This window comes from Neoalteromonas arenosi, from assembly GCF_030362855.1.
GTDB classification, from domain to species: domain Bacteria; phylum Pseudomonadota; class Gammaproteobacteria; order Enterobacterales; family Alteromonadaceae; genus Alteromonas_E; species Alteromonas_E arenosi.
In genome coordinates, this window is sequence record NZ_JAUCBP010000012.1 from 48,490 (window position 1) to 72,168 (window position 23,679).

Sequence of the window (23,679 nt, forward strand, 5' to 3'; positions counted from 1 at the left end):
GGGGGCGGTATTGTAGCGATAAGTGTAGCAAAGTCACTGTAATTCGACCGCTGAAAGACAGTGAAACACAATTAATTAAAAAAGTTGGTGCGAAGCGCTGCAAACTTTACTAAGGTGGTGCTAACTATGTTAAAAAACCAACATAGCAAGCGATGCAGGAAGACGTTTCCCTGACGCTTACTGGCATCGTCCTCGATCGTGCAAACAGCAGCGTGAGTCGCTGTTAACTGGAGTAACGGATGCCAAGAAAAAAAGCGCCCACCACCAAGATTTATGTTTTAGATACAAATATTCTGCTTCACGAACCATTGGCGTTTCTCTCTTTCAAAGAAAATGATGTCGTTGTACCTATGACGGTACTGGAAGAGCTCGATTATATTAAAGACAGCAAAAAGGATGTTGCACGCGACGCGCGGGTCTCGATTCGCGCAATGGAGGATTTACTCCATGACGCGACACCGGAAGACATGATTCAAGGCGTTTCCATGGCAGGCATGACGGCCGGCGAGTCAGCGCCAACCGGCACGTTGTCAATTTTTACTGATTTAACCATGGATGCCTCTCAGCAGGTATTTACCAGTAACGAGAATGATAACCGCATCATAAACGTTGCGTTACATTTACAAAAAGCGCGAGCACCTCGACAAGTCGTGCTAGTTACCAAAGATATTAATATGCGCTTAAAGGCAAAAGGTGCTGGCCTTGCTCATGTTGAAGACTATCGAACAGACCAATTGATAAGCGATATCAAATACTTATCCAAGGGTTATCATACCTTTGAGGGTGATTTTTGGAGTAATGTTAAATCTGTCGACAGTCGCACTGAGGGCCGAGACACGATTCATACGATACCGCGCAAGGTGTTACCAGAGGCGTACATCAATGAGTTTTTGCTTGATGAAACGGGGCACTTTGCTGGCTTGGTGGAGTCCATGGACGATGAAACGATGGATGTGCTGGACTTGGGCTATGAGCGCTTAATGGGGCGTCACGCGTGGGGCATATCACCAAAGAATATCGGTCAGGCGTTAGCGCTGCATGCGTTACTTGATCCACATATTGACTTGGTGGTCCTCACGGGGCCTGCCGGTTCGGGGAAAACGTTATTAGCATTGGCTGCAGCGTTGGAAATGACGGTAGAGCGCAACATGTACGATAAGATCATCGTTACGCGCAGTACCCCAGAAATTGCTGAGTCTATTGGTTTCTTACCGGGCACTGAAGAAGAGAAGATGGCTCCGTGGTTGGCAGCGATCACGGACTCACTGGAGGTGTTACACAAGAATGACGAGAACACTAAAGGCTCGATGAATTACATCATGGAAAAAGCCAACATCCAGTTTAAATCGGTGAACTTTATGCGCGGCCGCAGTTTACAAAACGCAATAGTGATCCTCGATGAGTCGCAAAACCTGACGGCGTCACAGTTAAAAACGATTATTACCCGCTGTGGTGAAGGCACTAAATTGATTTGTGGCGGAAACTTGGCCCAAATTGATAGCAATTACTTAAGTGCGGTTACGTCGGGTTTGACTTATATCGTTGAGAAATTTAAAAACTTCTCCGGCAGCGCTACTATCAACTTAGATGGCGTGGTGCGCAGTCGCTTGGCGGAGTTTGCAGAAGAGCAACTGTAGTTATCCGTGTACGCTGGCTAGAGTGTGTGTCAACAACAGGAGAGTGTTGTGGGGTTTGACCTTTGCTGATTAAAAAGCTCAATGACTACAGGGCGTCTGTGTTAGTGGTTGATGATGAGCCCATCAATACTGAAATCTTGGCCAATGCCTTGGTGCAAAAGTATTGGGTTCATCAAGCGGCCTCTGGTAAACAAGCCTTGGATTTTGTTCGCAAACGTCCGGTCGACCTTATCTTACTCGATATTCGCATGCCGGATATGGATGGTTATGAGGTGTTACGCGAGCTCAAGCGCGATGCCAGTACTGACTCCATTCCTGTGATTTTCGTCACTGGCCAAGACTCTACTGAAGATGAGCTCCGGGGTTTAAAGCTAGGTGCCGTCGATTATATTCGCAAGCCCTATAAAATCCCGTTGGCGCTCGCCCGGATCAATGTGCATATCGATTTGAAGGTGAAAAGCGATATCTTAGCGCATGTAGCATCCGCTGATGGATTAACTGGAATTGCTAATCGCCGAACCTTCGATGAGTCTCTGGTTAGCATCCATGAACACTGCATGGGTGAACGCTCTAATTACGGTGTGGTGTTAATTGACATTGATTTCTTTAAACAATACAACGACACCTATGGCCATGCTCAAGGTGATGATGCGCTAAAGAGTGTGGCCAGTACCTTGTATTCGGTGGCGCAGCGCACGGATGATATTGTCGCGCGCGTCGGTGGAGAGGAATTTGCGTTGATATTGCCAAATGTCGACAAGAAGGCACTGCAGGCTTTGTGTGAAAAGATCCACCGAGCGATTGCTGCTTTAGGCATTGAGCACAAGGCATCTGAAGTCAGCAATCGGCTTACCGTTAGCGTTGGCGGTGTGTTATGCGCGCCACAAGCTGGTAACTCACCAAGTGTAATCTATCAACAGGCCGATCAAGCGCTCTATGCAGCGAAAAACCAAGGCCGAGACACCACCGTAATGGGCGAAGATTAGTTAACTTGTTGGGTAATGGCAGCCTGAATCGATTGTGTGGTGTACTGACCTTGTTGGATCGCCAGTAAACTTTGCTGGCCAATTTCTCCTAGCGGCATCAGACTTGGGCCGGTCGGCTCCATAAGTATATAGGGCAAGCCTTCAATCATTATTCTTTGATCTTCATTACCCGCAGTTAAACTAATCGCCAACAAGGCATGATTGCGCAAAAATACCATCCGCATTGGTACTTTGGGAAGAAAGGCGCGAATTATCGCTGCGGCTAAAACTGTCTTGCTATCGCAGTCGCCGATATTTTGATTGAGTAAGGTGATAGGGGGCAAAAAGCCTGAACCATTGGTGGATACTCGATCAGTCAATGTCGAATAGGGAATGGACTGCAACCAGCCGAGCATTAAATTAATATATTCGCGCGCATCGCTGTCGCGGTTGAGCTTTTCATAAATCGCTTGCGAGAGCGGAATCAGTGCACGAGTGCTTTCATCGATATAGCGCAAGTGATCGGGTTTTATCGCATTTTGGTTTAAACGCGTTTGGTAGCGCTCGTAATAATTTTTATATAAGTACTCATCATAAGCTTGCTGCTCGTGTGCGCGCATCGCTTGCTGATATTCAGCAATTTTTTCTGGGAAGCGGCTGCTGACCGAAATATCAATTAATTCGCCATTGGGTTTAATGTCGATTCGCACTTGTTTGGGATCGTAGGTTCTTGCGTGATGGAACAAAGACACGACCACGTGACGCTGCGCGACCGACGGTTGGTAACTGCGCTGAGTCGTGGGCAAGCGCGCGATGGCACTTTGTTCAAGGGTAAACGATAGGTCCTGTGACTGACGATCTTGGTCTAACCACGCATACGCGTACGCGACACCATCTTGTGTGGCATTGCGTGAAAAACTCTGTTGTTGAGCGTATAAAGCAAATGATGCGAATAACGCTAAACTTGCAACGAGTCCTTGCTTAATTGTGTTTCTGCGCATGGCTGATACCAGTTCAATTGCTCATGTAAAGCAACTACTCCTCCAACAATAATCAATGTTGGGGGCTTAATGTCAACCTGTTCTGCACATTTTTCAATCGTTTCTAGGGTACCTGTTACCACGCGCTGATTGGGAAGTGTTGCTGACTCCACAAGTGCGATAGGTGTTGTGGACGCTAATCCGTGGGCAATTAACTCACGGCTGATGATAGGCAAACCCGTTAGGCCCATGTAAAAAACAATCGTTTGTTGCGGTTGCGCCAAGGCTGTCCAGTTTAAGTCAATGCTGTCATCTTTTAAGTGCCCCGTCGCAAACACCACCGACTGTGCATGGTCGCGATGAGTCAGTGGAATACCTGCATAAGTTGCAGCGCCTGTGGCGGCAGTGATCCCCGGCACTACTTCAAAGCCAATGTTGTGCTCAAGCAGGGTTTGTATTTCTTCGCCTCCACGGCCAAAGATAAACGGATCGCCCCCTTTCAAGCGCACAACACGGTTGCCTTTTTGTGCTTCGCTAACCAGCAATTGATTTATTTCATCTTGCGGTAAGGTGTGCTTACTTTTTGCTTTGCCAACGTAAACTTTCTCTGCATCACGGCGGACCATTTCCAGAATAGCCGGTGAGACCAGGCGGTCGTACACCACTACGTCGGCTTTTTGCATTAAGCGCAATGCTCTAAACGTCAAAAGATCAGGATCACCGGGGCCGGCACCGACCAAATACACTTGGCCTTCAACTCGCTGCTGCTGTTGGTAGTTGTTCAGCAGTGCGTCGAGTTTTTCCGCCGCTTGCTTGTCACGACCTTGAACAACGTGTTCGGCGATATCGCCATCTAACACTTCCTCCCAGAAGTAACGTCGCTCAGTAACGTTGGCTAATGCAGATTTAACTTTATCGCGAAAGCGTTCCGAAAACTCGCCTAAACGGCTCACACTTTGCGGAATAACGCTCTCGAGCTTTTGGCGTAAATAGCGCAACAATACCGGTGCAACGCCCCCGGAACTCATTGCGATGAGGATCGGCGAGCGATCCACAATGGACGGGGTTATGAATTTACACAATGGTGTATTGTCGACCACATTGACTAAAATCTGCTTGCTGTGTCCTAAGTCATGCACATGTTGATTGACCTCTGGGTCATCAGTGGCAATAAAGACCAAATTTTTATTGTTTAAGTCGTCGTCTTCAAACTTGCGCAACAGCACCGTTACACCGTGCTGTGCACATAACTCTTCGACGGTGCGGCAGCACCACGGTGATACCAAGGTCACCTTTGCGTGCGTTTTTAGCAATAGTTCTAGCTTGCGAGCAGCGACCTCGCCACCACCCACGACTAACGCGTGAGTGTGGTCGGTATCAATAAAAACAGGAAAGTACTGCATTGTGTGGTTTAGTCGAATTTAGGCTTACGACGTTTGTCCGAACCACCTTTTTCATTGCGGCGCTTGCTGCCTTTGCGCGGTGGTTCATCTGACCATTCACGCATATTCAAGCGTTGTCCGGCCACCCTTGTACCTTTTAGCGTTTCGCGCGTGTCAGCAGGCATACCTTTGGGTAAATCAACCGTACTGAACGTATCGTAAATTTCAATCGCGCCAATGTGTTTACTACTGATATTGGCTTCGTTGGCTATTGCACCGACGATATTACCTGGCTTAACGCCGTGTGAGTGGCCTACTTCGATGCGGTAACGTTGTTTGTCAGCGTCTGGCTTACTATTGCGCGGGCCTTGGCTACGACGCTCATTACGACCACCTTTGCCATCACGCCCATCACGACGTTCATCGCGCTTTGGCTTACTGTGTAAATCTGGTCGATCAGACTCTTTGAGAAGCAATGGTTCGTCGCCTTGAGCAAGTTTTGCTAATGCGGCTAACAAGCGCTCTGGAGACGCTTCAGTTTGCTCTTGAATGCTGTCGATAACCGGCAAGAACTGCTCAATAGAATCGTCTTGCAGTGCGTCCATCACACTGGCTTGGAAGCGTGTTAAGCGCGATTCGTTGAGCTCGTTTATAGACGGGATATCCATCTTTTCGATCGGCTGCTTGGTGGTTTTTTCAATCGAAAACAACAAGCGCTTTTCACGATAGTTAATAAACAAAATCGCGTCGCCCTGACGTCCCGCTCGACCTGTTCGGCCAATCCGGTGCACATATGACTCTGAATCGTACGGAATGTCGAAATTGATGACGTGACTGACGCGCTCAACATCAAGACCACGAGCAACCACATCTGTCGCAACGAGGATATCTATCTTGCCTTGTTTAAGACGTTCTACGGTGCGCTCTCGCGCATTTTGCGGAATATCGCCATTCAATGGCTCTACGTCATAGCCGCGTGCGGATAACTTTTCTGCCAATTCAACCGTAGCCGTCTTGGTTCGCACAAAGATAATCATGCCATCAAAGGCTTCCACTTCCATGATCCGGGTTAATGCTTCCAGTTTGTGATGCCCAGCTACTTGACAATAACGTTGGCGTATCGTGCTTGCCGTGCTTACCTTAGAGGCAATTTTTACTTGTTTAGGATCTTTGAGGTAGCGTTTAGTGATCTTGCGAATAGGCTCTGGCATTGTCGCCGAGAACAGGGCCGTTTGGCGTTCTTCTGGCGCATGGCTCAGAATGTGTTCTACGTCGTCGATAAAGCCCATACGCAACATTTCATCAGCTTCATCGAGTACTAAGAACCGTAACTCGTGAAGTTTTAGTGTGCCGCGTTTTATATGGTCAATAACGCGTCCTGGTGTGCCCACCACGACATGTACACCGCGTTTTAGCTGTCTAATCTGGTTGTCGTAGGATTGGCCACCATAGATAGGTAATACTCGGATTTTCTTTGAAAAACTTGCGTATACTTGGAAAGCTTCTGCAACTTGGATCGCCAACTCACGGGTTGGTGCCAATACGAGTAGTTGGGGTAACGTCGCTTCAAGGTCAAGCTGAGCGAGCATAGGCAGCGCAAAAGCCGCAGTTTTGCCTGTACCGGTTTGGGCCTGGCCGAGTAAATCATGTCCTTGCAGAAGCAGTGGAATGCTCTCCGCTTGGATTGGTGATGGTTTTTCGTACCCTACTTTTTCAAGGGCCTTAAGAATTGGTTCGGGTAGTGCTAAGTCGCTAAATGTCAAATCGACGTTGGTAGTCATGCTGTATCCTGAAATTGGGCGGGTAAAATGCTCATCAGCTTGGCGCGCCCATCAAGAAGTGCCGTTGGATGGTTCAACAATCACCGCTTGAGTGTTGCAAAGCGTATAGTATATTCGATAACCTGAGCCTATACCATGTAATCTAAAAAATTACACCAGATTGCCGGCTACTTAGGCATCATTACAGAAAGGACTTACCATGAGCTTATTCGCAAATTTAGGTCGCAGTAGCTTCGTACTCGTTACGATAGTGTGTTTACTGTTGACAGTCGGTTGCAGTCAAAAAACCAGCGAAGAGTATCTCGCCGCTGCGCAGCAATTGATCGCAGAAGATAAGCCCGAAGCGGCTATCGTTGAGTTAAAGAATGCCATTCAGCAAGACCCTCAAGCATCCGCACCGCGTTTCGAGCTCGGTAAGCTCTATTTACAATTGGGTGATTATTCAGGTGCAGAGAAAGAACTTCAGCGAGCCCTAGAGTTAGGTCACCCCGCAGCTCAGGTCGTTCCGCAGTTGTCTCGTGCACACCAGCGAGCCGGTTCGTTTAATGCGCTGGTTGACGTTGACCATCAAATGGCGGAGTTAACTAGTGCCGAGCAAGTTGAAATAGGCTTTTTCAAAATCCAATCGATGCTAGAGCTTGACCAGCTCGACGAAGCCAAAGCGTTGATTGAGGAACTACTTGCGCTGCAAACCAGTTCGATTTATCAAGATTTAGTGGCGGTAATTAGTACTGTATTACAGGATGATTTAGCCACGGCAACCGAGTTAGCCAAGGAAGCGCGCGACAAGTCTCCGCTTAACCAAGATGCGCTGATAATGCTTGGGCGCTTGTATTTGCAACAACAACAGACGGATTTGGCCATTGAGGCTTACAGCGATTACTTGAGTAAATATCCCAAAGACTCGAACACTAAATTTATGTTAGCGGCGATGCTTGTCGAACTGGGTCGCACCGAGGAAGCCGACCGCTATGTAGATGATTTGCTCAAAATCAGCAAAGACAACCCAATGCTGAACCAACTCAAAGGTATTATCCTGACAGAGCAGGGCAAATATGAAGCTGCCTATCGGCGACTCAGCCGCGCCATTGATGCGGGACGCAATGATCCCATCTTGCGTTTAGTCGCCGGCTTTGCCGCCTTTCAGCAAGGCGATTATGAAGCGGCAAACCTGCATCTATCACTTATCGCATCGTCTTTGCCCGATAACCACCCGGGGATTAAGTTACTCGCTGCCAGTCAATTACAGTTGGGCCTTGCCGATGATGCAACGGCCTCATTGCAACGCTTACAAACGGAAGACAGTAGTGATGCGGGGTTGTTTTCGCGGGCGGGTTACGAATTGGTAAAAGCCGGTAATCTTGCCGACGCTCAGGAAATGTTACAACGCACCCAACAGCTCGGCGATGGGGCCGAAGATCTCTTGCGTATGGGCTTATTGCAATTATCGTTGAATCAAATTGAAGGGATCATTAATTTGGAGCAAGCGGTGGCTCAGGCGCCGGATTCAGCGACTGCCCAGTCGACGTTGGCGACAGCCTATTTATCGACCAACCAAATCGATAAAGCCGCGGCCCTGGCCAGTGATTGGAAAGCTGCTGCACCTGATGCTCCACAGCCGTACGTTTTAGCCGCTGAAATCGCCGTTCGCAACCAAGACATTGAAACTGCGCGTAGTGAGTTCCAGCAGGCGCTTGCCCTTGCCCCTGAAGAACCCAGTGTGTTGTTGGCGTACGCACGATTCTTGGCGCAACAAGGTGATTTGGCTGAAGCGAAGGCGCAGATAGATCGCGTACTTTCCACACAACCCAATGATCAGGCCGCATTGGCATTGCAGTATTTAGTCGAGCGGGAGCGCGGTGATACCGCAACAGCGCTGCGCAATGCACAGGCGCAATTGAGCGCAAACCCCAATAACGACGAACTACGGGTGTTAGTCGCGCGGATGTATGCGTCAGAAGGACAGTTCGACACAGCGTTAACGACACTTGAGCGAATCAACCCCGACCGACAAACGCCACGAGACTTTTGGCGCTTAAAAGGCCAAGCGCTTATTCAGGGCGGGCAAATTAATGCAGCAGAAAGCCACTACGAACAATGGTTAGATTTATTCCCCTATGACAAAGATGCTGCGTTAGGTCGTTTGTTATTACTCGATTTGTCCGGCGACTTTGAGCGCGGGGTTGAGGTCACCCAGACATTTTTGAGTAAACGCCCAGATGCACAAGTTGTGGTCCTCCAAGCGCATTTTTATAGCTTGATTGGAGACGTGGAGAGCAGCCGTGCATCGCTGTCGCAACTTGCCGAGACTGCGGCGAATAACCCGTTTGTAAAGGCAATTATCGCGCGTAACTTTCTATCAGAAGGTGAGTACGCGCAAGCCATCGAACCCGCAATGGGCGCTTACACAGAGAAACCCGGTTTGCGCAACCTGTTGGTTGCTGTACTTGCTCACGATGGTATTGACGATCGCGATACAGCATTGACACTCCTTAAAGACTACGTAGCGCAAAACCCGAATGACTCCAGAGCGCGCATGTTGCTGGCCGAACGTAAAATTGCCGAAGACAGCTCTGCAGCGATACAAGAATATGCCAAGTTGATCGAGCAAAATGAAAATAACTTTGTCGCGTTAAACAATATTGCGTACTTGTTACTGCAAGAAGGCGATGATGAATCAGCAGAAACTTACGCACTTCGGGCCGTCGAGCTACAACCACGCAACCCTGCAGCTGCCGATACATTGGCTCAAATCTATCGCGCCCAGAACCGCTTAGATGAAGCACTTGAGTTATACGACCTGACTGTTGACGCGCAAATGCAAAATGAAGAGGTATATCTTAACTACATCGAGGTTTTACTGGAGTTAGGTAACACCACTGTCGCTGAGCGCCGTCTTAAAGACCGCACGTTTGAGCTGCCCGCGTCGCAACAACGCGTGGCAGATTTACAGGCAAAATATAATCTTAACCTTGCGCTGTAAGCGCTTGAAAAAGCACGGACGGGACCTATCTTCAGGCTACCCGTTCGTGTAATTCGGTTTTCTTATGAGTTTTTATTATCGTCTGCAAGAGAGGCTTCTTGCACTCAAGAGCAATCGCGCTTTCGAATTTTTTGTGGTTGCTGTGATCATCATTTCGGCCTTAGAAATTGGCGCAAAAACCTATGATTTGCCGGATTTCGCTTATGCGTTAACCCGTTATCTCGATGTTTTTATCACTCTATTTTTCTTATTTGAAATTACCATTCGCTTCATCGCTGAACCGAACAAAAAAGACTTTTTTAAATCGGGGTGGAATATATTTGATACGTTGGTAGTCGTTGTCAGCTTAATTCCCATTCAAGACAGTGAGATGGCTCTCTTGGCTCGCTTAGTAAGGGTATTCCGCGTGTTGCGGATGGTATCGATCATTCCCGAGCTACGCCTGTTGATCAATTCACTCATAAAGGCGTTACCGCAATTGGGTTATGTGGTGTTGCTGTTGTTTATTATCTTCTATATTTACGCAGCTATCGGCAGCTTTTTATTCAAAGACATCAACCCATTTTTATGGGGCAATATTGCCATATCGATGCTAACGCTTTTCCGCGTAATGACGTTTGAGGATTGGACCGACATCCAGTACGAGACGATGGAAGTATACCCGTTGAGCTGGATGTTCTACATGAGTTTTATATTCTTCACGGCGTTCGCATTCTTAAATATGGTCATCGGTATTGTTGTGAATGTGATGGAAGAAGAACACAGAGCAGAGGCACTCGCACATTCAAAAGAACCGACTATCGAGGACTTACAAAAAGAAATTAAAGAATTGAAACAAATGGTTAGTGAATTGGCGCGTTCTAGAGACTAGTAAATGCTGTAGTTGTGGGTATACTTCTGGGAGCTACAGGAGGAATATTCGCATGGAACAGCAAATTTCAAAGGTGCAAGTATCACGAGAATCGTTGCAACAACAGTTGAAAGAGGTAAGCGATTCGTTGCTCAATTTTTCAGTTTCCAAAAGCGAAGCAGAGCAATTAAAAATACAATTGCAATCACTGCTTTCACGCTTAAATGAAACGCGTTAGCAAATCAAATAACACGTGCAAAAAAGCCCGGTACTAGACCGGGCTTTTTTGTATTGCGATAGCGCTTATTCAGCCGCTTCGGGTGACAGAGCGCGGTTGATGCTTTCTACATCACTGCGTGTCAACGTTCCAGCTGCTTGCTTCAAGCTTACAATCGCTTGAATAAAGTCATAACGAGCACCGGCTAAATTGCGGCGCGCGTCAAACAAGTTTCGCGTGCTATTTAACACGTCGACGATTGTCCGTGTACCGACCTTGAAACCGGCTTCTGTAGCTTCTAGGGCACTTTGCGCAGATACTACAGCTTGTTCGAATGCGCGAATGGTTGAAATCGATGCGATTACGTCGTTGTATGAACTACGCACTGAGCGCACGGTTTGACGATACGTCAGTTCAAGGGTTTCTGACGCAGCAACATAACGATACCGCGCTTGGTCGGTGCGAGCACTGACTGAGCCGCCTTGATAAATCGGCACGTCGAGGCGAATCCCAATAGATTGGTTGTTCAGCGCTGGAATATCCAAATCTGAACCACCTGCACCGCCACCAACCACGGTCGTATCAGTGCGGCCATAACTACCGTTTAGCGATAGGGTTGGATAGTGGCCAGAAGTGGCAATGTCGACATCTTCCATAGCGATATCTTTAGCAAAGCGTTGGACCAATAAATCCAAGTTACTTTCTTCAGCAATTTCAAGCCATTCACGGGCTGAATCAGGAGAAGGGCGTGGTGCACTAAATTTTTCGGTATCTAATACGTACAATTTATCGTGATACTTACCGGTAATTTCACGCAGCTCTTCAAGGCGCAATTCCAATTGGTTCTCGGCGCGGATCTCTTGCGCGACCGTATTATCGAAATTGGCTTGTGCTTCATGGACGTCAGTGATTGCGGTTAAACCCACTTCAAAACGCTGTTTAGTTTGCTCTAACTGGCGCTCTATGGCGCGCTTTTCAGCGCGAACAAACTCAACATTATCCTTGGCGCGCAACACCGCAAGGTAGGCAGACACTGTTCGAGTGATCAACCGCTGTAACTCAGCTGAATAGTTGGCTTCACTCTGCTGTGCAACCAATTCAGCACGGTCTAGGCCCAACCAGTTGGCATGGTCGTACAATGACATTGACAAGTTGGCACCCATTGAGAGTGTTTCGGTTTCGTTTTCGAACACTTGAAAACCACTAAAGACTTGGACCTGATCCCCGTTTTCGTCCAATACCGGATTGCCTTGTTCGTCTACCACGTCAGTGAATTCCGGATTGGTATCGTCACGAGTTGCCATGGTATAGCCGATGTTGGCAGATAATTGTGGTAACAAGTTTGCGCGGCTAATGCTGATACCTTCGAAAGCGGCGTCACGATCAGCTTTAGCTCGATTCACCACGGGATCGTTTTCAATCGCCTGCTGGTAGACTTGTAATAAATCATCAGCCATGGCATTGGCGGAGATGCTCAGGCCAACGAGCAAAGAAAGTACAGTTTTTTTCATGTGTGCGCCTTAGTGTAAAAACGTGTTCTGGTATATGCTTACAAGTCTACGAAATTCAATGACTAATCAACATTAAATAGTCGTAACACTTTCGCTTCAAGTGTAACAGAATGTAATTAACTTGCGTGGGTGTTAAGACCAATGGACGATTTAAGAAGTTTATGCCAAAAATCCAACGTTACTCATCTGCCGATGTTCGCCAATTAACCACGCGCCCGTTATACGATGGGTATTTCAAAATGGTCCAGTATCGATTTCAACACCGTTTATTCGACGGTGGATGGAGCGGTGATGTGGTGCGCGAGATATTTGAACGCGGCCATGCTGTTGCGGTTTTACCCTATGATCCTGTCACCGATGAATTCGTACTGATTGAGCAGTTCCGCATTGGCGCGATGGAAACGTCGGACTCACCTTGGTTAATTGAAGTAATCGCCGGTATCATTGACGAGGGCGAGGAGCCGGCTGAAGTGTGTCACCGCGAAGCGATGGAAGAAGCCGGTATAACCTTAAGCAACTTAACTGAAGCGGTAAGTTATTTAGCCAGCCCGGGCGGAACAACTGAGCGATTGCAAATCTATATGGCCCAAGTCGACGCCTCAGAAGCTCATGGAGTGCATGGTCTGGATAACGAATCTGAAGATATATTGGTCCACCGCGTACCGGTTAATGAAGCTGAGGAGTGGCTCAAAAACGGCAAAATAGACAATGCAGCGGCAATAATTGCAGTACAATGGTTCTTATTAAACAAAGCCAACCTTTTGGCACAGTGGCAAGGCGATAATGCAGAATAAGCAGAAATACGTACCTCATTTACCCAGCATACTCGCGGTATGTGAGGCTAACTATATGCGTATGATGCGTTTGTTACCCGATGTTGATACGGAACATTTGGAGTATCAGTTTGCTACCGGTAAAGGGCTAAAATATCGCATTCGAATTATCGATTCAGCACGTTACACCAGTACGCTAGAGGTGAGTCAGAGTAATACGGGGGTACCACTTATTCTGCAACCTACGATGCAAGTGCGACTCTATCACGACGCCCGTGTAGCTGAGGTAATTGCTACGCAACGCGTCGGTCAGCTCAACGCCAGTTACCCGTATCCCAATGCCAAAATGCATCAAAAAAATGAAAAGCAGATGGTTAATCACTTTCTCGCTGAATGGTTGAGCTTTTGTTTGACCCAGCAGCGAGAATCCTCTGCGAGTGCCTGAATCTTTGCGTCTAATCCAGTTTTCTGACTGCCACTTATTCGCCGATGGTGACAAGACTGGCTATGCCGATATCAATCCAAGTGCCAGCCTCAGAGAGGTTGTAGCGCGAATAGCTCAAGATAGCCCAGATTTACTGTTACTGACAGGTGATATCTCTGGTGACTACAGTGTTGAAAGTTATCAGCGTTTACAGTCTATATGGCAACAATCAAAAATTGTCGCACCGTTGTTATCACTGCCTGGGAATCATGACGATATTGGCCTTTGGCAAACGGCATTTGCCGAAATGCAAACACTGAGCAGTCATATCCTCAACGAGTTTTGGGCAATACATCGCTTGCCAAGTACTTTTGACCGAGCTAACGGACGGGTATGCGAAACCGCCTTGCGCCGACTCACTGAGCACTTGTTGGTAGATCAACAAAGACAGCACATTGTTGTTTTGCATCACCCCCCGCAAGACAGTTTTGTTTGGATGGATAAACATCGGTTGTTCAACCCAGAATCATTGCATGCCATGCTCAAACGTGTGAACAATACACCGCTATTACTGCATGGGCATGTGCACACCGCTCGCACTACTAAGATTGCCAATACAACGATATTGGCCTGCCCTAGTACGTGTTGGCAATGGGGGAATACACCGGATTTCAGTGTTAGTGATACGCCGCCGGGCTATCGAATTATAGATTTACAACCACAGGGTAAATGGCACACCGATGTCGTTTATTGTTAACGTTTAAGGAGTAAAGCGGTTTTATGCACGTTGTTTATTTACATGGATTTTTAAGTTCACCCCAATCTGAGAAAGCCCAGTTAACCCAAGCCTACGTTGCTGAACATTACCCGCAAATCAGCCTAATTACCCCGCAGATCCCGAACACAATTGACGCTGTGCCAGCTGTGCTACATAAAATTATTGAACCGATTGTCGCCAGTGGTGAGCCGTTGCGGTTAATTGGTAGTTCAATGGGGGGCTTTTTGAGTAATTGGCTGATTGAACAGTTTGGTGGTCGGGCGGTTCTGATCAACCCCGCAGTTGCGCCATATAATTTGATGCAAGATTATTTGGGCAAGCACACTAACCCGTACAGCGGGGAAGAATTTTATGTGACCGCAGACCACATTGAACAACTAAGAGCAATGGAGCCTGCTGTGATAGCTGAGCCTGCAGCGTATAAAGTGTTATTGCAACAAGGCGATGAAACCCTCGACTATCGCCTAGCCGAGGCACGCTATAGTGGGGGGGATATTACTGTTGAAGCAGGTGGGGATCACAGCTTTGTTGACTTTGCTGATCACCTCGAAGACATTTTTACCTTTCTTTTCGCCACAAACCCAGTTGCACCAATTGCTCAATGAGGGGGGGCTTGGTACTATCAAGATTCAATTAGCGCCAGCCAATTTGCCCAAACCGCAAGGGTAAATGACGAAGCATATTAATAATTTCAGCGCAGAGTAAACACAGCTTATGTCGAATCAATACAACGCAGATGCCATCGAGGTCCTCAACGGTTTAGAGCCGGTCAAACGCCGCCCCGGTATGTATACCGATACCACCCGACCCAATCACTTGAGTCAGGAAGTGATCGATAACAGTGTTGATGAAGCATTAGCCGGTTTCGCGACAAGCATTAAGATTGTGTTGCATCCCGACCACTCATTGGAAGTCACCGATGACGGTCGTGGTATGCCGGTGGATATTCACCCAGAGGAAGGTATTTCTGGGGTTGAATTGATCATGACCAAGCTGCATGCCGGTGGTAAGTTTTCAAACAAAAACTATGCGTTTTCCGGTGGTTTGCACGGTGTGGGTATCTCGGTTGTTAATGCGTTATCAACCCGTGTCGAAGTTACCATTCGCCGCGATAGCAATGTTTATCAAATTGCCTTTGCCGATGGCGATAAAGTCGAAGATCTCAAAATTATCGATACCTGTGGTCGCCGCAATACAGGCACTCGGGTGCATTTTTGGCCTGACCCGCAGTACTTTGACAGTGCTAAGTTCTCGGTCACTAAACTCAAGCACGTGCTGCGCGCTAAAGCAGTGTTGTGTCCGGGTTTAAAGATTCGCTTTGACGATAAGATCAATAACGAAAGCCAAGAATGGTTTTACCAAGATGGTTTGCAAGATTATCTTACCGACTCATTAAATGATGTCATCACATTACCTGAAGAGGCACCTTTTGTTGGCACCTTTGCCGGTAACACAGAACAAGCCGATTGGGCAGTGATGTGGCTGCCAGAAGGCGGTGAAATGGTGACCGAAAGTTACGTTAACTTAATTCCTACCGCACAAGGTGGTACACACGTAAATGGGTTACGCCAGGGTTTACTTGAGTCTATGCGCGAATTTTGTGAGTTCCGTAACTTGTTGCCGCGGGGTATCAAGTTAACACCTGAGGATGTTTGGGACCGCTGTAGTTATATTCTCTCAACCAAAATGCAAGACCCACAATTTGCCGGTCAAACGAAAGAGCGTTTATCTTCACGTCAGGCGGCAGCCTTCGTTTCAGGCGTGGTTAAAGACGCCTTCAGTTTGTGGCTAAACCAGCATACGGATATTGCTGAAGCATTGGCTGAAATGTGTATTAGCAATGCCCAGCGTCGTTTGCGCCAGACCAAGAAAGTGGCGCGTAAAAAAGTGACGCAAGGGCCGGCATTACCCGGCAAGCTGACGGATTGCTCCTCCCAAGATATCACTCGATCTGAGCTGTTTTTAGTCGAGGGTGATTCAGCCGGTGGTTCAGCCAAGCAGGCGCGTGATCGCGAGTTCCAAGCTATCATGCCGCTGCGCGGTAAAATATTAAACAGCTGGGAGGTTGATTCCTCTCAGGTACTGGCGTCACAAGAAATACACGATATTTCGGTCGCCTTGGGTATTGACCCAGATAGTGAAGATTTAAGCGGTCTGCGCTATGGCAAGATTTGTATATTGGCCGATGCTGACTCCGATGGGTTGCACATCGCAACGCTGTTATGTGCGTTGTTTGTGCAGCACTTTAGAACCCTGGTTGAATGCGGTCATGTGTACGTAGCAATGCCACCTCTATTTAGAATTGATATTGGTAAAGACGTTTACTACGCCCTTGATGAGGGGGAGAAACAGGGCATTCTTGATCGCATCGAAGCCGAGAAAAAACGAGGCAAGGTCAATGTTCAGCGCTTTAAAGGCTTGGGCGAGATGAATCCCATGCAGTTGCGTGAGACGACCATGGATCCCAATACGCGCCGTTTAGTGCAATTAACTATTGATGATGCCCAAGGCATGCTCGAATTGATGGATATGTTATTGGCCAAGAAGCGCTCGCCTGACCGCCGTCAGTGGTTGGAGTCGAAGGGTAATTTGGCAGAAGTTATTTAACCGGATCCAATGAAACGACTGCTCCGCTTTTTTATTTGGATAAGTGTCATCCTATTGGTACTGGTCATCGGTGGCTGGTACCTAACTACCGACAGTGAAGCGACGGTCACTGAATCTAACTTGCAAGGCCTTAATGACGCGGAGTCGGTGAACGAGTTGCTGCAGCAGCTGCAAGCGAGTGTCGTTGACCGTCACCAACCACACACTATTAGGCTCAACCGCGTTCAGATTGACTCTTTGGTTGCTTTCATTGAACGAGCAAAACCCGCACTTAAGGGACGGGTTAAACTGTCAAAACATTTGTCTACCTTACAATTGAGCTACCGAGTACAGACAGCGTGGTCAACGCGTTATTTTAATCTATCGGTGGGGTTGCTACCCGGTGACTCGCTAACTTTGGATCGGGTGAAAGTAGGGGAAATTCATTTGCCGGGAACCTGGGTCCTGGGGATGGCCACATGGTTGGTCGATTGGTGGACCGATAGTGATATTGCAACTTACGCTACCCAGCAGGTCAATAACGTGGCCATGAGTCAAGATAATTTGGCCATCAGCTTGGAGCCGTTAGACGGTTTATTGCGAGCCTTAAATACAATTAGTAATGGTTTAAACATTGATCAAGATGAGTGGTTGAGTCAGCGCACCGCACATTACATCCGCTTTTTATATCGTTATGCGACTAACCGTCCGGATATCTACAATGACCCGCAGCCGTCTTTGGCTATCTACTTGCAAGCGGTGATGCGGGAGGCGCAGCGCGCTAGTGAACGCGGTCCGGTTGAAGAGAATGAAGCGGCACTACTAGCGTTGACCATATTTGCAGGCCACCATCGCTTCGCTAATTTGGTGGGCGATGTGCAATCTGATCCCGACAAAGCTGCAAGACCCCCCAATCCTACTGTATTGGCACAGCGCCAAGATTTGAGTTTGCATTTTATTATTTCTGCTGGGCTAAAGCTGCTGTCAGAGCAGGGCATTTCAGCCGCCATTGGTGAATTTAAGGAATTGATGGACCGTGTGCTAGGTGGTAGTGGCTACAGCTTTGTCGATCTCGCTGCCGATATGGCTGGGGTGAAGTTGGCTGTCGCGGCGATTGACCCTGATCGCGCCGCAGACATTCAGCAGCGTCTTGCCGCGGGTATAACTGAAGCTGACTTTTTCCCCAGTATTATCGGGTTACCTGAGGGGCTTGATAAGCAGAGCTTTACCGAACGATTTGGCAATGTTGATAGTGACGCCTACCAACAACAAGTAACTGAGATACAGCGACGTCTTGAGCAATTGCCATTGTATCAATAGGGCAATATAACTCCGTTGCGATCGTTCATTCGAAACGAAGTTACAGTCCAGTAACAGGGAGAATGTGAATGCAACACGATAAACGAACACCTAAACCTTTGATCATTATTTTAGCTTTGCTCCAAGGTGTTGCTTTAACCGTGCTGTATCGCAGCAATGAATATGGCTTTTGGCCTGGCACGGATCCAGTATGGCTGACGTCACTGGTGACCTTTTCAATTAGTTTTCCGCTGTTGACATTTCTTTGTGTTAGCCAAGCTAATTGGCGTAGAACACTCTTGTTTATTGTCCCGTTTTCAGCGTTACTTGCTTTATTGGGGGCTTATGTTGGACTCCAGCAAAAACCCGTAGATTTGTTCAACAACTGGCAAGTCTTGGCAACATTTATAGCAACAGGTTTGATTGCCGCGTTTAAAGCATTAATGTATTGCCAGCAGTACATCAGCCAGAACGCCATTACTTACGCGCGACTGTTTAAACTCTCGTGGCGAAACTTTTTGATATTTGGTCTGAGTTGGTTATTCACATTAATTTTCTGGGGTATTTTACATTTAGGTGCGGGACTATTTAGTGCGCTTGGCATAGAGTTTTTTTCAGACCTCCTCGAGGAGGACTGGTTTGTCATTCCTGCGCTCAACCTCGCCTTTGGCTTTGCCATTATTGTATTTCGCAATATTCAAGCGACTATTGATAACATCGCGAGTTTGCTAAAAACCACAGTCAAATTCTTACTACCTATTCTAACTCTGGTATCGTTGAGTTTCTTAGCTACACTCCTTTACACGGGGCTTCAGCCGCTGTGGGAAACTGGCTCAGGTACTCTGTTGCTAATGTGGTTGTTAGCGTTAACCTTGTTTTTTATCAATACCGTATACCAAGACGAAGCACATCAAAGGCCATACGGGATTGTCTTGCACCGCATAATCTTAATAGGCGTTGCGTGTTTGCCAATTTACAGCCTTATCGCCGCGTACGGATTATGGTTGAGGGTTGAGCAATACGGTTGGAGTGTAGACCGGTGTTGGGCTGTGCTTATTTGGGCGATTCTCAGCTGTTTTACATGGGGCTACTTATTCGGCATCGTTAAACATCGGGATAACTGGTTGGAGATGCTCAGTCGAGTTAATGTGACTATGGGGATTGTAGTCTTATTAGCCATGTTGCTGGTTAACTCACCACTGTTAAACTTCCAACACATTGCTGCACAAAGCCAACTAGCCCGCCTGCAATCGGGTGAGTTATCGTTTGACCAATTTGATTTTTATTATTTTGAACATTCACTGGGTCGACAAGGGTACTTGCGTATTCAACAGCTCAAGCAAGAGTTAGATGCCAATGAGTATGCTAAACGGCAGATATTAGAGGATCTTTACCAACCTTACACAGGCCCTGATCATGAAAATCAATCCCTTGATGATTTTCTCACCTATGTTCGCGTATGGCCGTCGGAGAGTTCGATTCCCAGCGATTTATTAAAGGCTATATATACCGAATACTCTGAGGAGCGGTGGAGAAGTTATCGGGACAGTCATTTTTATTTAGTGGAGCAAGATTTAAACAGCGATCAAGTCGCAGATTACGTACTCATTAATGAATCGTCACATCACATATCTGCAGAATTGTGGCTGCCGGGTGAAAATGGCTGGTATGCAACAAGCATGAATACCGAAAACCCAAAAGAAATTAATACCTTACTAGAAGCCTTCAGTGCTGAGGACATTTCTGTTGTTGAACCTCAATGGCAACATTTGCAAATAGGCGAAGTGCTCTTCCAAGTGCGCAGTGAATAGCGGCGCACTTCGATTCCCGAGCAAAGGGCTATGGTGCTTTAACAGTCACTTTAAATTCACCTAGCGTCTTGAACAGCAATTCGATCTTCTTCACGACCTGCGGCAGCTGCTTTTCAAGCTCTGCTTCATCTGCATTTTTTAAGCCTTCGATATCCGTCGCTAGTTCTTTCACGTAAGGCCCAAATCGGCGCGCCTCTGTTGTAAAGCCACTTTGCGCGTCAAAAATGGTTGAGAATTTGCCTTTACCCTGTTGTTGCAAGCTATCAATTGCAGCGTCTGCATCTATCGCTTTGCGATAAATGAGCTGTAAATTGTCGTGTAACTGTTGATGAAGTGCTTGCATAAAAAAAACCTAAAGTAACTGAATTGGGAGCCGATAACCAAAGAAGTGGGCAATTGTGCCTGCTTTTAACATTAGCTACAAGCAAACAGGAAATTGGTATGGATCTACAAGGTACATCTACCTCTGGAACGTCCGGTGCAGCGCTAGAACTCGCCTCGCTTAAGTTGGCCAAAAGCCAACAAGAGCAGGAAGGTCAAGCAACGCTTCAGCTGCTGGAATCAGCCGCTGACGTACCAAGAGCAGCATCTGCGAACTCTGCTATCGGTGGAAACATCGATACGTATGCGTAACGCCTGCAAAAAAGCTCGGTACGCGAGATGTTGAACAAGAAGCTGGCCGTAAGGCCAGTTTTTTTATTTAGGGCGTGTTGATCTTTACTGTACAATTTTGCAGCAGTTTGTGCTTCATTTATACAATGCAGAGTGACTGTGGTGTAGTTATTCTACATGAAGGAACGATAAAGCAGTAGAAATGAAGCACAAGCGCTGCCCTAAGGGTTCAACCATAGCCTTTCTGCTCTTTGTTGCGAACTTTTGACATAGAACCACTATGCCTGCAAGTCCGCGTCGCGATCAGAAAGGCTATGATTGAACAAAACTTGTACAGTAAAGATCAACACGCCCTAGTTAAAATGCAGGTCTATTGGACTTTTCGCTGTTTTTCCCGCTTCTTCACGGACTAGCTTGGGCACTAAAAAGCCGGGTAACTCAGTTAGCATTCCATGCATCAGCTCTCGGGCCTTTTCGTCACTTATATCAAAATGTGCGGCGCCTTGAACTTTGTCCAACAGATGTAGATAGTAGGGCATGATGCCCGCAGCAAACAGTGCCTCGCTCAGCGCTACTTGCGCTTCAACACTATCATTTACACCTTTGAGTAACACGGCTTGGTTGAGTAACATCACACCGGCACGTTGCAAGCTCGCCAAACGCTCAGCCAATTGCGGCGAAACTTCGTTGGCATGGTTGATATGCAAAACTAATACGCGTTGCAGTTTCAACTCGCTAAACCACTGTACAAACGAATCGTCGATACGCTGCGGCAAAACAACCGGTAGTCGGGTGTGAATACGCAACCGCTTAATATGAGGGATAGCACTGATGTCGCTTGCTAAACGCGCAAGATGTGAGTCTTTGGCCATCAAGGGGTCGCCACCCGACAAAATCACTTCATTGATGTTGGTATCTGCCGCTATTGCAGCAAGGTTGTTCTGCAGTTGTTGAATATTCGGCGAGTTGTCGGCATAGGGGAAATGACGTCGAAAGCAGTAACGGCAATTTACCGCACAGCCACCACGTACAATCATTAGCACGCGGGATTTATATTTATGCAGCATCCCTGGTTGTCGGGTGCTTTGCTCTTCCAATGGGTCTGTCACATAACCTGTGGGGGAGTCGAACTCTGCACGGTTAGGCATTACTTGCAATAACAAGGGATCTCGAGGGTCGCCAACGCGCATTAATTGCGCAAAATGACGCGGTACTCGCATCGGAAATAACCGCCGAGCCTGAGCATCTAAAGCATAGTCAGCGGGATTGATCTGTAAGTATTCGAGCAATTTAACCGGGTCTGTAAATGACAAAGCTAATTCTTTTTGCCAGTTAGACTCTACAGAAACAGGTTTTTTAGGTATTATCTGCGCCAAATCATTTTGCCCATTACAATACGGTTTAAGAATTATGGCGAATTTTAGCACCAACGAATTCAAAGCGGGCCTTAAAATAATGCTCGACGGCGAACCTTGCAACATTCTTGAGAACGAATATGTAAAACCCGGGAAAGGCCAAGCTTTTAACCGCGTTAAAATTCGCAAGTTAATTTCAGGTAAGGTTTTAGAAAAAACGTTTCGTTCAGGCGAGTCAGTTGAAGGCGCCGACGTATTGGATACCGAACTAGCGTATCTATATACTGACGGTGAGTTCTACCATTTCATGAACAACGAAACTTTTGAGCAAATCGCAGCAGACGAGAAAGCGGTTGGCGAAAATGTTAAGTGGTTGGTTGAGAACGATGTCTGCACTATTACGTTGTGGAACGGCACACCCATTTCGGTAACGCCACCAAACTTTGTTGAACTGGAAATCACTGAAACCGATCCAGGCCTTAAAGGCGACACAGCTGGTACTGGAGGCAAGCCTGCAACATTGAGCACCGGCGCAGTTGTACGTGTGCCTTTGTTCGTACAGACTGGTGAAGTGATTAAAGTTGATACGCGTAGCGGCGAATACGCATCGCGCGCGCAAAAATAATCAAGCCTTAGTATTGTAAAACGCCTGCGTTATGCAGGCGTTTTCGTTAGTACACGTCAATCGAGAAGCGAATCGTTATGTCTGACTCGTTACAGTGGCAACCGACTGCACCCATCGACAACTTGCGTGCACGCGCTGAGCTGTTGACGCAAGTGCGCGCATTTTTCAGTGCGCGAAACGTGCTGGAAGTTGAGACGCCGGTGTTGAGTCAACACGCTACCACTGATTGTCATATTCAGAGTATCTCTACTAGTCACGGTTTTCTGCAGACCTCGCCTGAGTTTGCCATGAAGCGTTTGTTAGCCGCTGGCTCTGGTAGTATCTTTCAAATTTGCAAAGCCTTTCGGCAAGAAGAAAGTGGTCGTTGGCACAACCCGGAATTTACCATGTTGGAATGGTATCGGGTTGGCTTTGATCACCATACCTTAATGGCAGAGGTCGATGCGTTGCTGCAAGTGGTATTAGCTTGTCAACCTTGCGAAAAAATCAGCTACCAGCAGCTTTTCATTGAGCGGGTAGATTTTGATCCGCTTGTCGCCGATAAAGCGTTTTTAAGCGATTATGTCCGTCAAAAACACCTCTTAGCAGGCGATGCCGATGATTGGTCCTTTGATGACCTGCTGCAAGTTATATTTAATCTACAAATCGAACCTCACATTGGCCAGCAAGCACCGGTGTTAGTCTATGGCTATCCCGCCAGTCAATCTGCATTAGCGCGCATTAACACTGAAGATCCGCGAGTTGCTGATCGTTTTGAGGCCTATTACAAAGGCGTTGAATTAGCTAACGGGTTTTTCGAGTTAAGCAATGCGGATGAACAGCGCCAGCGCTTCGAATCTGACAATCACTGGCGACGCACGCATGATTTAGCAGACATGCCAATGGATGTGCATCTTATTGACGCATTGGCTGCAGGTTTACCCGATTGCGCAGGTGTAGCGCTTGGCATTGATCGACTGTTAATGCTAAAACTGGGGGCAACACATATTGATCAGGTTTTAAGCTTCCCCTTTTCACGCGCTTAACACCTCAGGGAGCTCTACCATCGCTGATTTAGACCATCCAGATTGGCACACCGCCGAACACTTTATTCTCGGCTATGGTTCACTG

Annotated in this window: 21 protein-coding genes; 15 read left to right on the forward strand and 6 right to left on the reverse strand. The window is 47.3% G+C overall.

From position 1 onward, the window contains the following. The first annotated feature begins 239 nt into the window (after window positions 1-239). Both QTP81_RS13895 and QTP81_RS13900 read left to right on the forward strand, forming a co-directional pair. A complete protein-coding gene (locus QTP81_RS13895; protein WP_289366339.1) occupies window positions 240-1,637 on the forward strand; it encodes a PhoH family protein in 1,398 nt (465 codons plus the stop codon). A 62-nt stretch (window positions 1,638-1,699) separates the two neighbouring features. Then, window positions 1,700-2,623 (forward strand): diguanylate cyclase domain-containing protein, encoded by a 924-nt coding sequence (locus QTP81_RS13900; protein WP_289366340.1) that lies wholly within the window; start codon window positions 1,700-1,702, stop codon window positions 2,621-2,623. Here the strand turns inward: QTP81_RS13900 and QTP81_RS13905 are convergent. From QTP81_RS13905 to QTP81_RS13915, 3 genes are read right to left on the reverse strand one after another with little or no spacing between them, the layout of a single operon-like run. After that, window positions 2,620-3,603: a hypothetical protein gene (locus QTP81_RS13905; protein ID WP_289366341.1), complete on the reverse strand. Its 984-nt coding sequence runs from the start codon at window positions 3,601-3,603 to the stop codon at window positions 2,620-2,622. The two genes, QTP81_RS13900 and QTP81_RS13905, sit on opposite strands and share 4 nt — an antisense overlap. Beyond that, window positions 3,561-4,985, reverse strand: a complete 1,425-nt coding sequence (cysG, locus tag QTP81_RS13910) for a siroheme synthase CysG (protein ID WP_289366342.1) — start codon at window positions 4,983-4,985, stop codon at window positions 3,561-3,563. The genes QTP81_RS13905 and cysG overlap by 43 nt, the downstream gene beginning before the upstream one ends. Before the next feature lie 8 nt (window positions 4,986-4,993). After that, window positions 4,994-6,745 (reverse strand): DEAD/DEAH box helicase, encoded by a 1,752-nt coding sequence (locus QTP81_RS13915; RefSeq protein ID WP_289366344.1) that lies wholly within the window; start codon window positions 6,743-6,745, stop codon window positions 4,994-4,996. A 199-nt stretch (window positions 6,746-6,944) separates the two neighbouring features. Here QTP81_RS13915 and prsT point away from each other — a divergent pair, with 199 nt between their 5' ends. The 3 genes from prsT (at window position 6,945) to QTP81_RS13930 (ending at window position 10,816) form a co-directional block, all read left to right on the forward strand. After that, window positions 6,945-9,728: an XrtA/PEP-CTERM system TPR-repeat protein PrsT gene (gene prsT / locus QTP81_RS13920; RefSeq protein WP_289366346.1), complete on the forward strand. Its 2,784-nt coding sequence runs from the start codon at window positions 6,945-6,947 to the stop codon at window positions 9,726-9,728. Between the two features lie 64 nt (window positions 9,729-9,792). After that, entirely contained in the window at window positions 9,793-10,599 is an 807-nt protein-coding gene (locus QTP81_RS13925; RefSeq protein WP_289366347.1) for an ion transporter, read from the forward strand. Window positions 10,600-10,651: 52 nt separating this feature from the next. Beyond that, window positions 10,652-10,816: a hypothetical protein gene (locus QTP81_RS13930; RefSeq protein ID WP_289366348.1), complete on the forward strand. Its 165-nt coding sequence runs from the start codon at window positions 10,652-10,654 to the stop codon at window positions 10,814-10,816. Between the two features lie 65 nt (window positions 10,817-10,881). On the opposite strand, the gene tolC is transcribed toward QTP81_RS13930, so the two are convergent. Next, complete coding sequence (gene tolC / locus QTP81_RS13935) at window positions 10,882-12,306, reverse strand: outer membrane channel protein TolC (protein ID WP_289366349.1); 1,425 nt, start codon at window positions 12,304-12,306, stop codon at window positions 10,882-10,884. A gap of 161 nt (window positions 12,307-12,467) precedes the next feature. On the opposite strand from tolC, the gene nudF reads away from it, so the two are divergent. The 7 genes from nudF (at window position 12,468) to QTP81_RS13970 (ending at window position 19,977) form a co-directional block, all read left to right on the forward strand. Further along, window positions 12,468-13,100 carry an ADP-ribose diphosphatase gene (gene nudF, locus QTP81_RS13940; protein ID WP_289366351.1) on the forward strand — a complete coding sequence of 211 codons (633 nt, stop codon included), beginning with the start codon at window positions 12,468-12,470 and terminating at the stop codon, window positions 13,098-13,100. Further along, window positions 13,090-13,524, forward strand: coding sequence for a DUF1249 domain-containing protein (locus QTP81_RS13945; RefSeq protein WP_289366352.1), 435 nt, complete (start codon window positions 13,090-13,092; stop codon window positions 13,522-13,524). Before nudF ends, QTP81_RS13945 begins: the two co-directional genes overlap by 11 nt. Further along, window positions 13,517-14,260 (forward strand): metallophosphoesterase family protein, encoded by a 744-nt coding sequence (locus QTP81_RS13950; protein WP_289366353.1) that lies wholly within the window; start codon window positions 13,517-13,519, stop codon window positions 14,258-14,260. The genes QTP81_RS13945 and QTP81_RS13950 overlap by 8 nt, the downstream gene beginning before the upstream one ends. Window positions 14,261-14,283: 23 nt before the next feature. Then, entirely contained in the window at window positions 14,284-14,886 is a 603-nt protein-coding gene (locus tag QTP81_RS13955; protein ID WP_289366354.1) for a YqiA/YcfP family alpha/beta fold hydrolase, read from the forward strand. 109 nt (window positions 14,887-14,995) lie between these two features. Next, window positions 14,996-16,888, forward strand: coding sequence for a DNA topoisomerase IV subunit B (gene parE / locus QTP81_RS13960; protein ID WP_289366355.1), 1,893 nt, complete (start codon window positions 14,996-14,998; stop codon window positions 16,886-16,888). Window positions 16,889-16,897: 9 nt separating this feature from the next. Further along, window positions 16,898-18,187: a YfiM family lipoprotein gene (locus QTP81_RS13965; protein ID WP_289366356.1), complete on the forward strand. Its 1,290-nt coding sequence runs from the start codon at window positions 16,898-16,900 to the stop codon at window positions 18,185-18,187. A gap of 68 nt (window positions 18,188-18,255) precedes the next feature. Beyond that, on the forward strand, window positions 18,256-19,977 hold the full coding sequence (locus QTP81_RS13970) for a DUF4153 domain-containing protein (RefSeq protein WP_289366357.1): 1,722 nt from the start codon (window positions 18,256-18,258) through the stop codon (window positions 19,975-19,977). A gap of 28 nt (window positions 19,978-20,005) precedes the next feature. Here QTP81_RS13970 and QTP81_RS13975 read toward each other — a convergent pair whose 3' ends face one another. Beyond that, on the reverse strand, window positions 20,006-20,320 hold the full coding sequence (locus tag QTP81_RS13975; protein WP_289366358.1) for a hypothetical protein: 315 nt from the start codon (window positions 20,318-20,320) through the stop codon (window positions 20,006-20,008). A gap of 98 nt (window positions 20,321-20,418) precedes the next feature. On the opposite strand from QTP81_RS13975, the gene QTP81_RS13980 reads away from it, so the two are divergent. Continuing rightward, window positions 20,419-20,610: a hypothetical protein gene (locus tag QTP81_RS13980; protein WP_289366359.1), complete on the forward strand. Its 192-nt coding sequence runs from the start codon at window positions 20,419-20,421 to the stop codon at window positions 20,608-20,610. Between the two features lie 332 nt (window positions 20,611-20,942). On the opposite strand, the gene epmB is transcribed toward QTP81_RS13980, so the two are convergent. Beyond that, window positions 20,943-21,965 carry an EF-P beta-lysylation protein EpmB gene (gene epmB / locus QTP81_RS13985; RefSeq protein WP_289366360.1) on the reverse strand — a complete coding sequence of 341 codons (1,023 nt, stop codon included), beginning with the start codon at window positions 21,963-21,965 and terminating at the stop codon, window positions 20,943-20,945. Window positions 21,966-21,999: 34 nt separating this feature from the next. Between epmB and efp the strand changes: the two genes are divergently transcribed. Both efp and epmA read left to right on the forward strand, forming a co-directional pair. Further along, the gene (gene efp / locus QTP81_RS13990; RefSeq protein ID WP_289366361.1) at window positions 22,000-22,569 is read left to right on the forward strand and encodes an elongation factor P; all 570 of its coding nucleotides are present in this window, start codon (window positions 22,000-22,002) and stop codon (window positions 22,567-22,569) included. 77 nt (window positions 22,570-22,646) lie between these two features. Beyond that, window positions 22,647-23,594 carry an elongation factor P--(R)-beta-lysine ligase gene (epmA, locus tag QTP81_RS13995; protein ID WP_289366362.1) on the forward strand — a complete coding sequence of 316 codons (948 nt, stop codon included), beginning with the start codon at window positions 22,647-22,649 and terminating at the stop codon, window positions 23,592-23,594. Window positions 23,595-23,679: the final 85 nt, after the last annotated feature.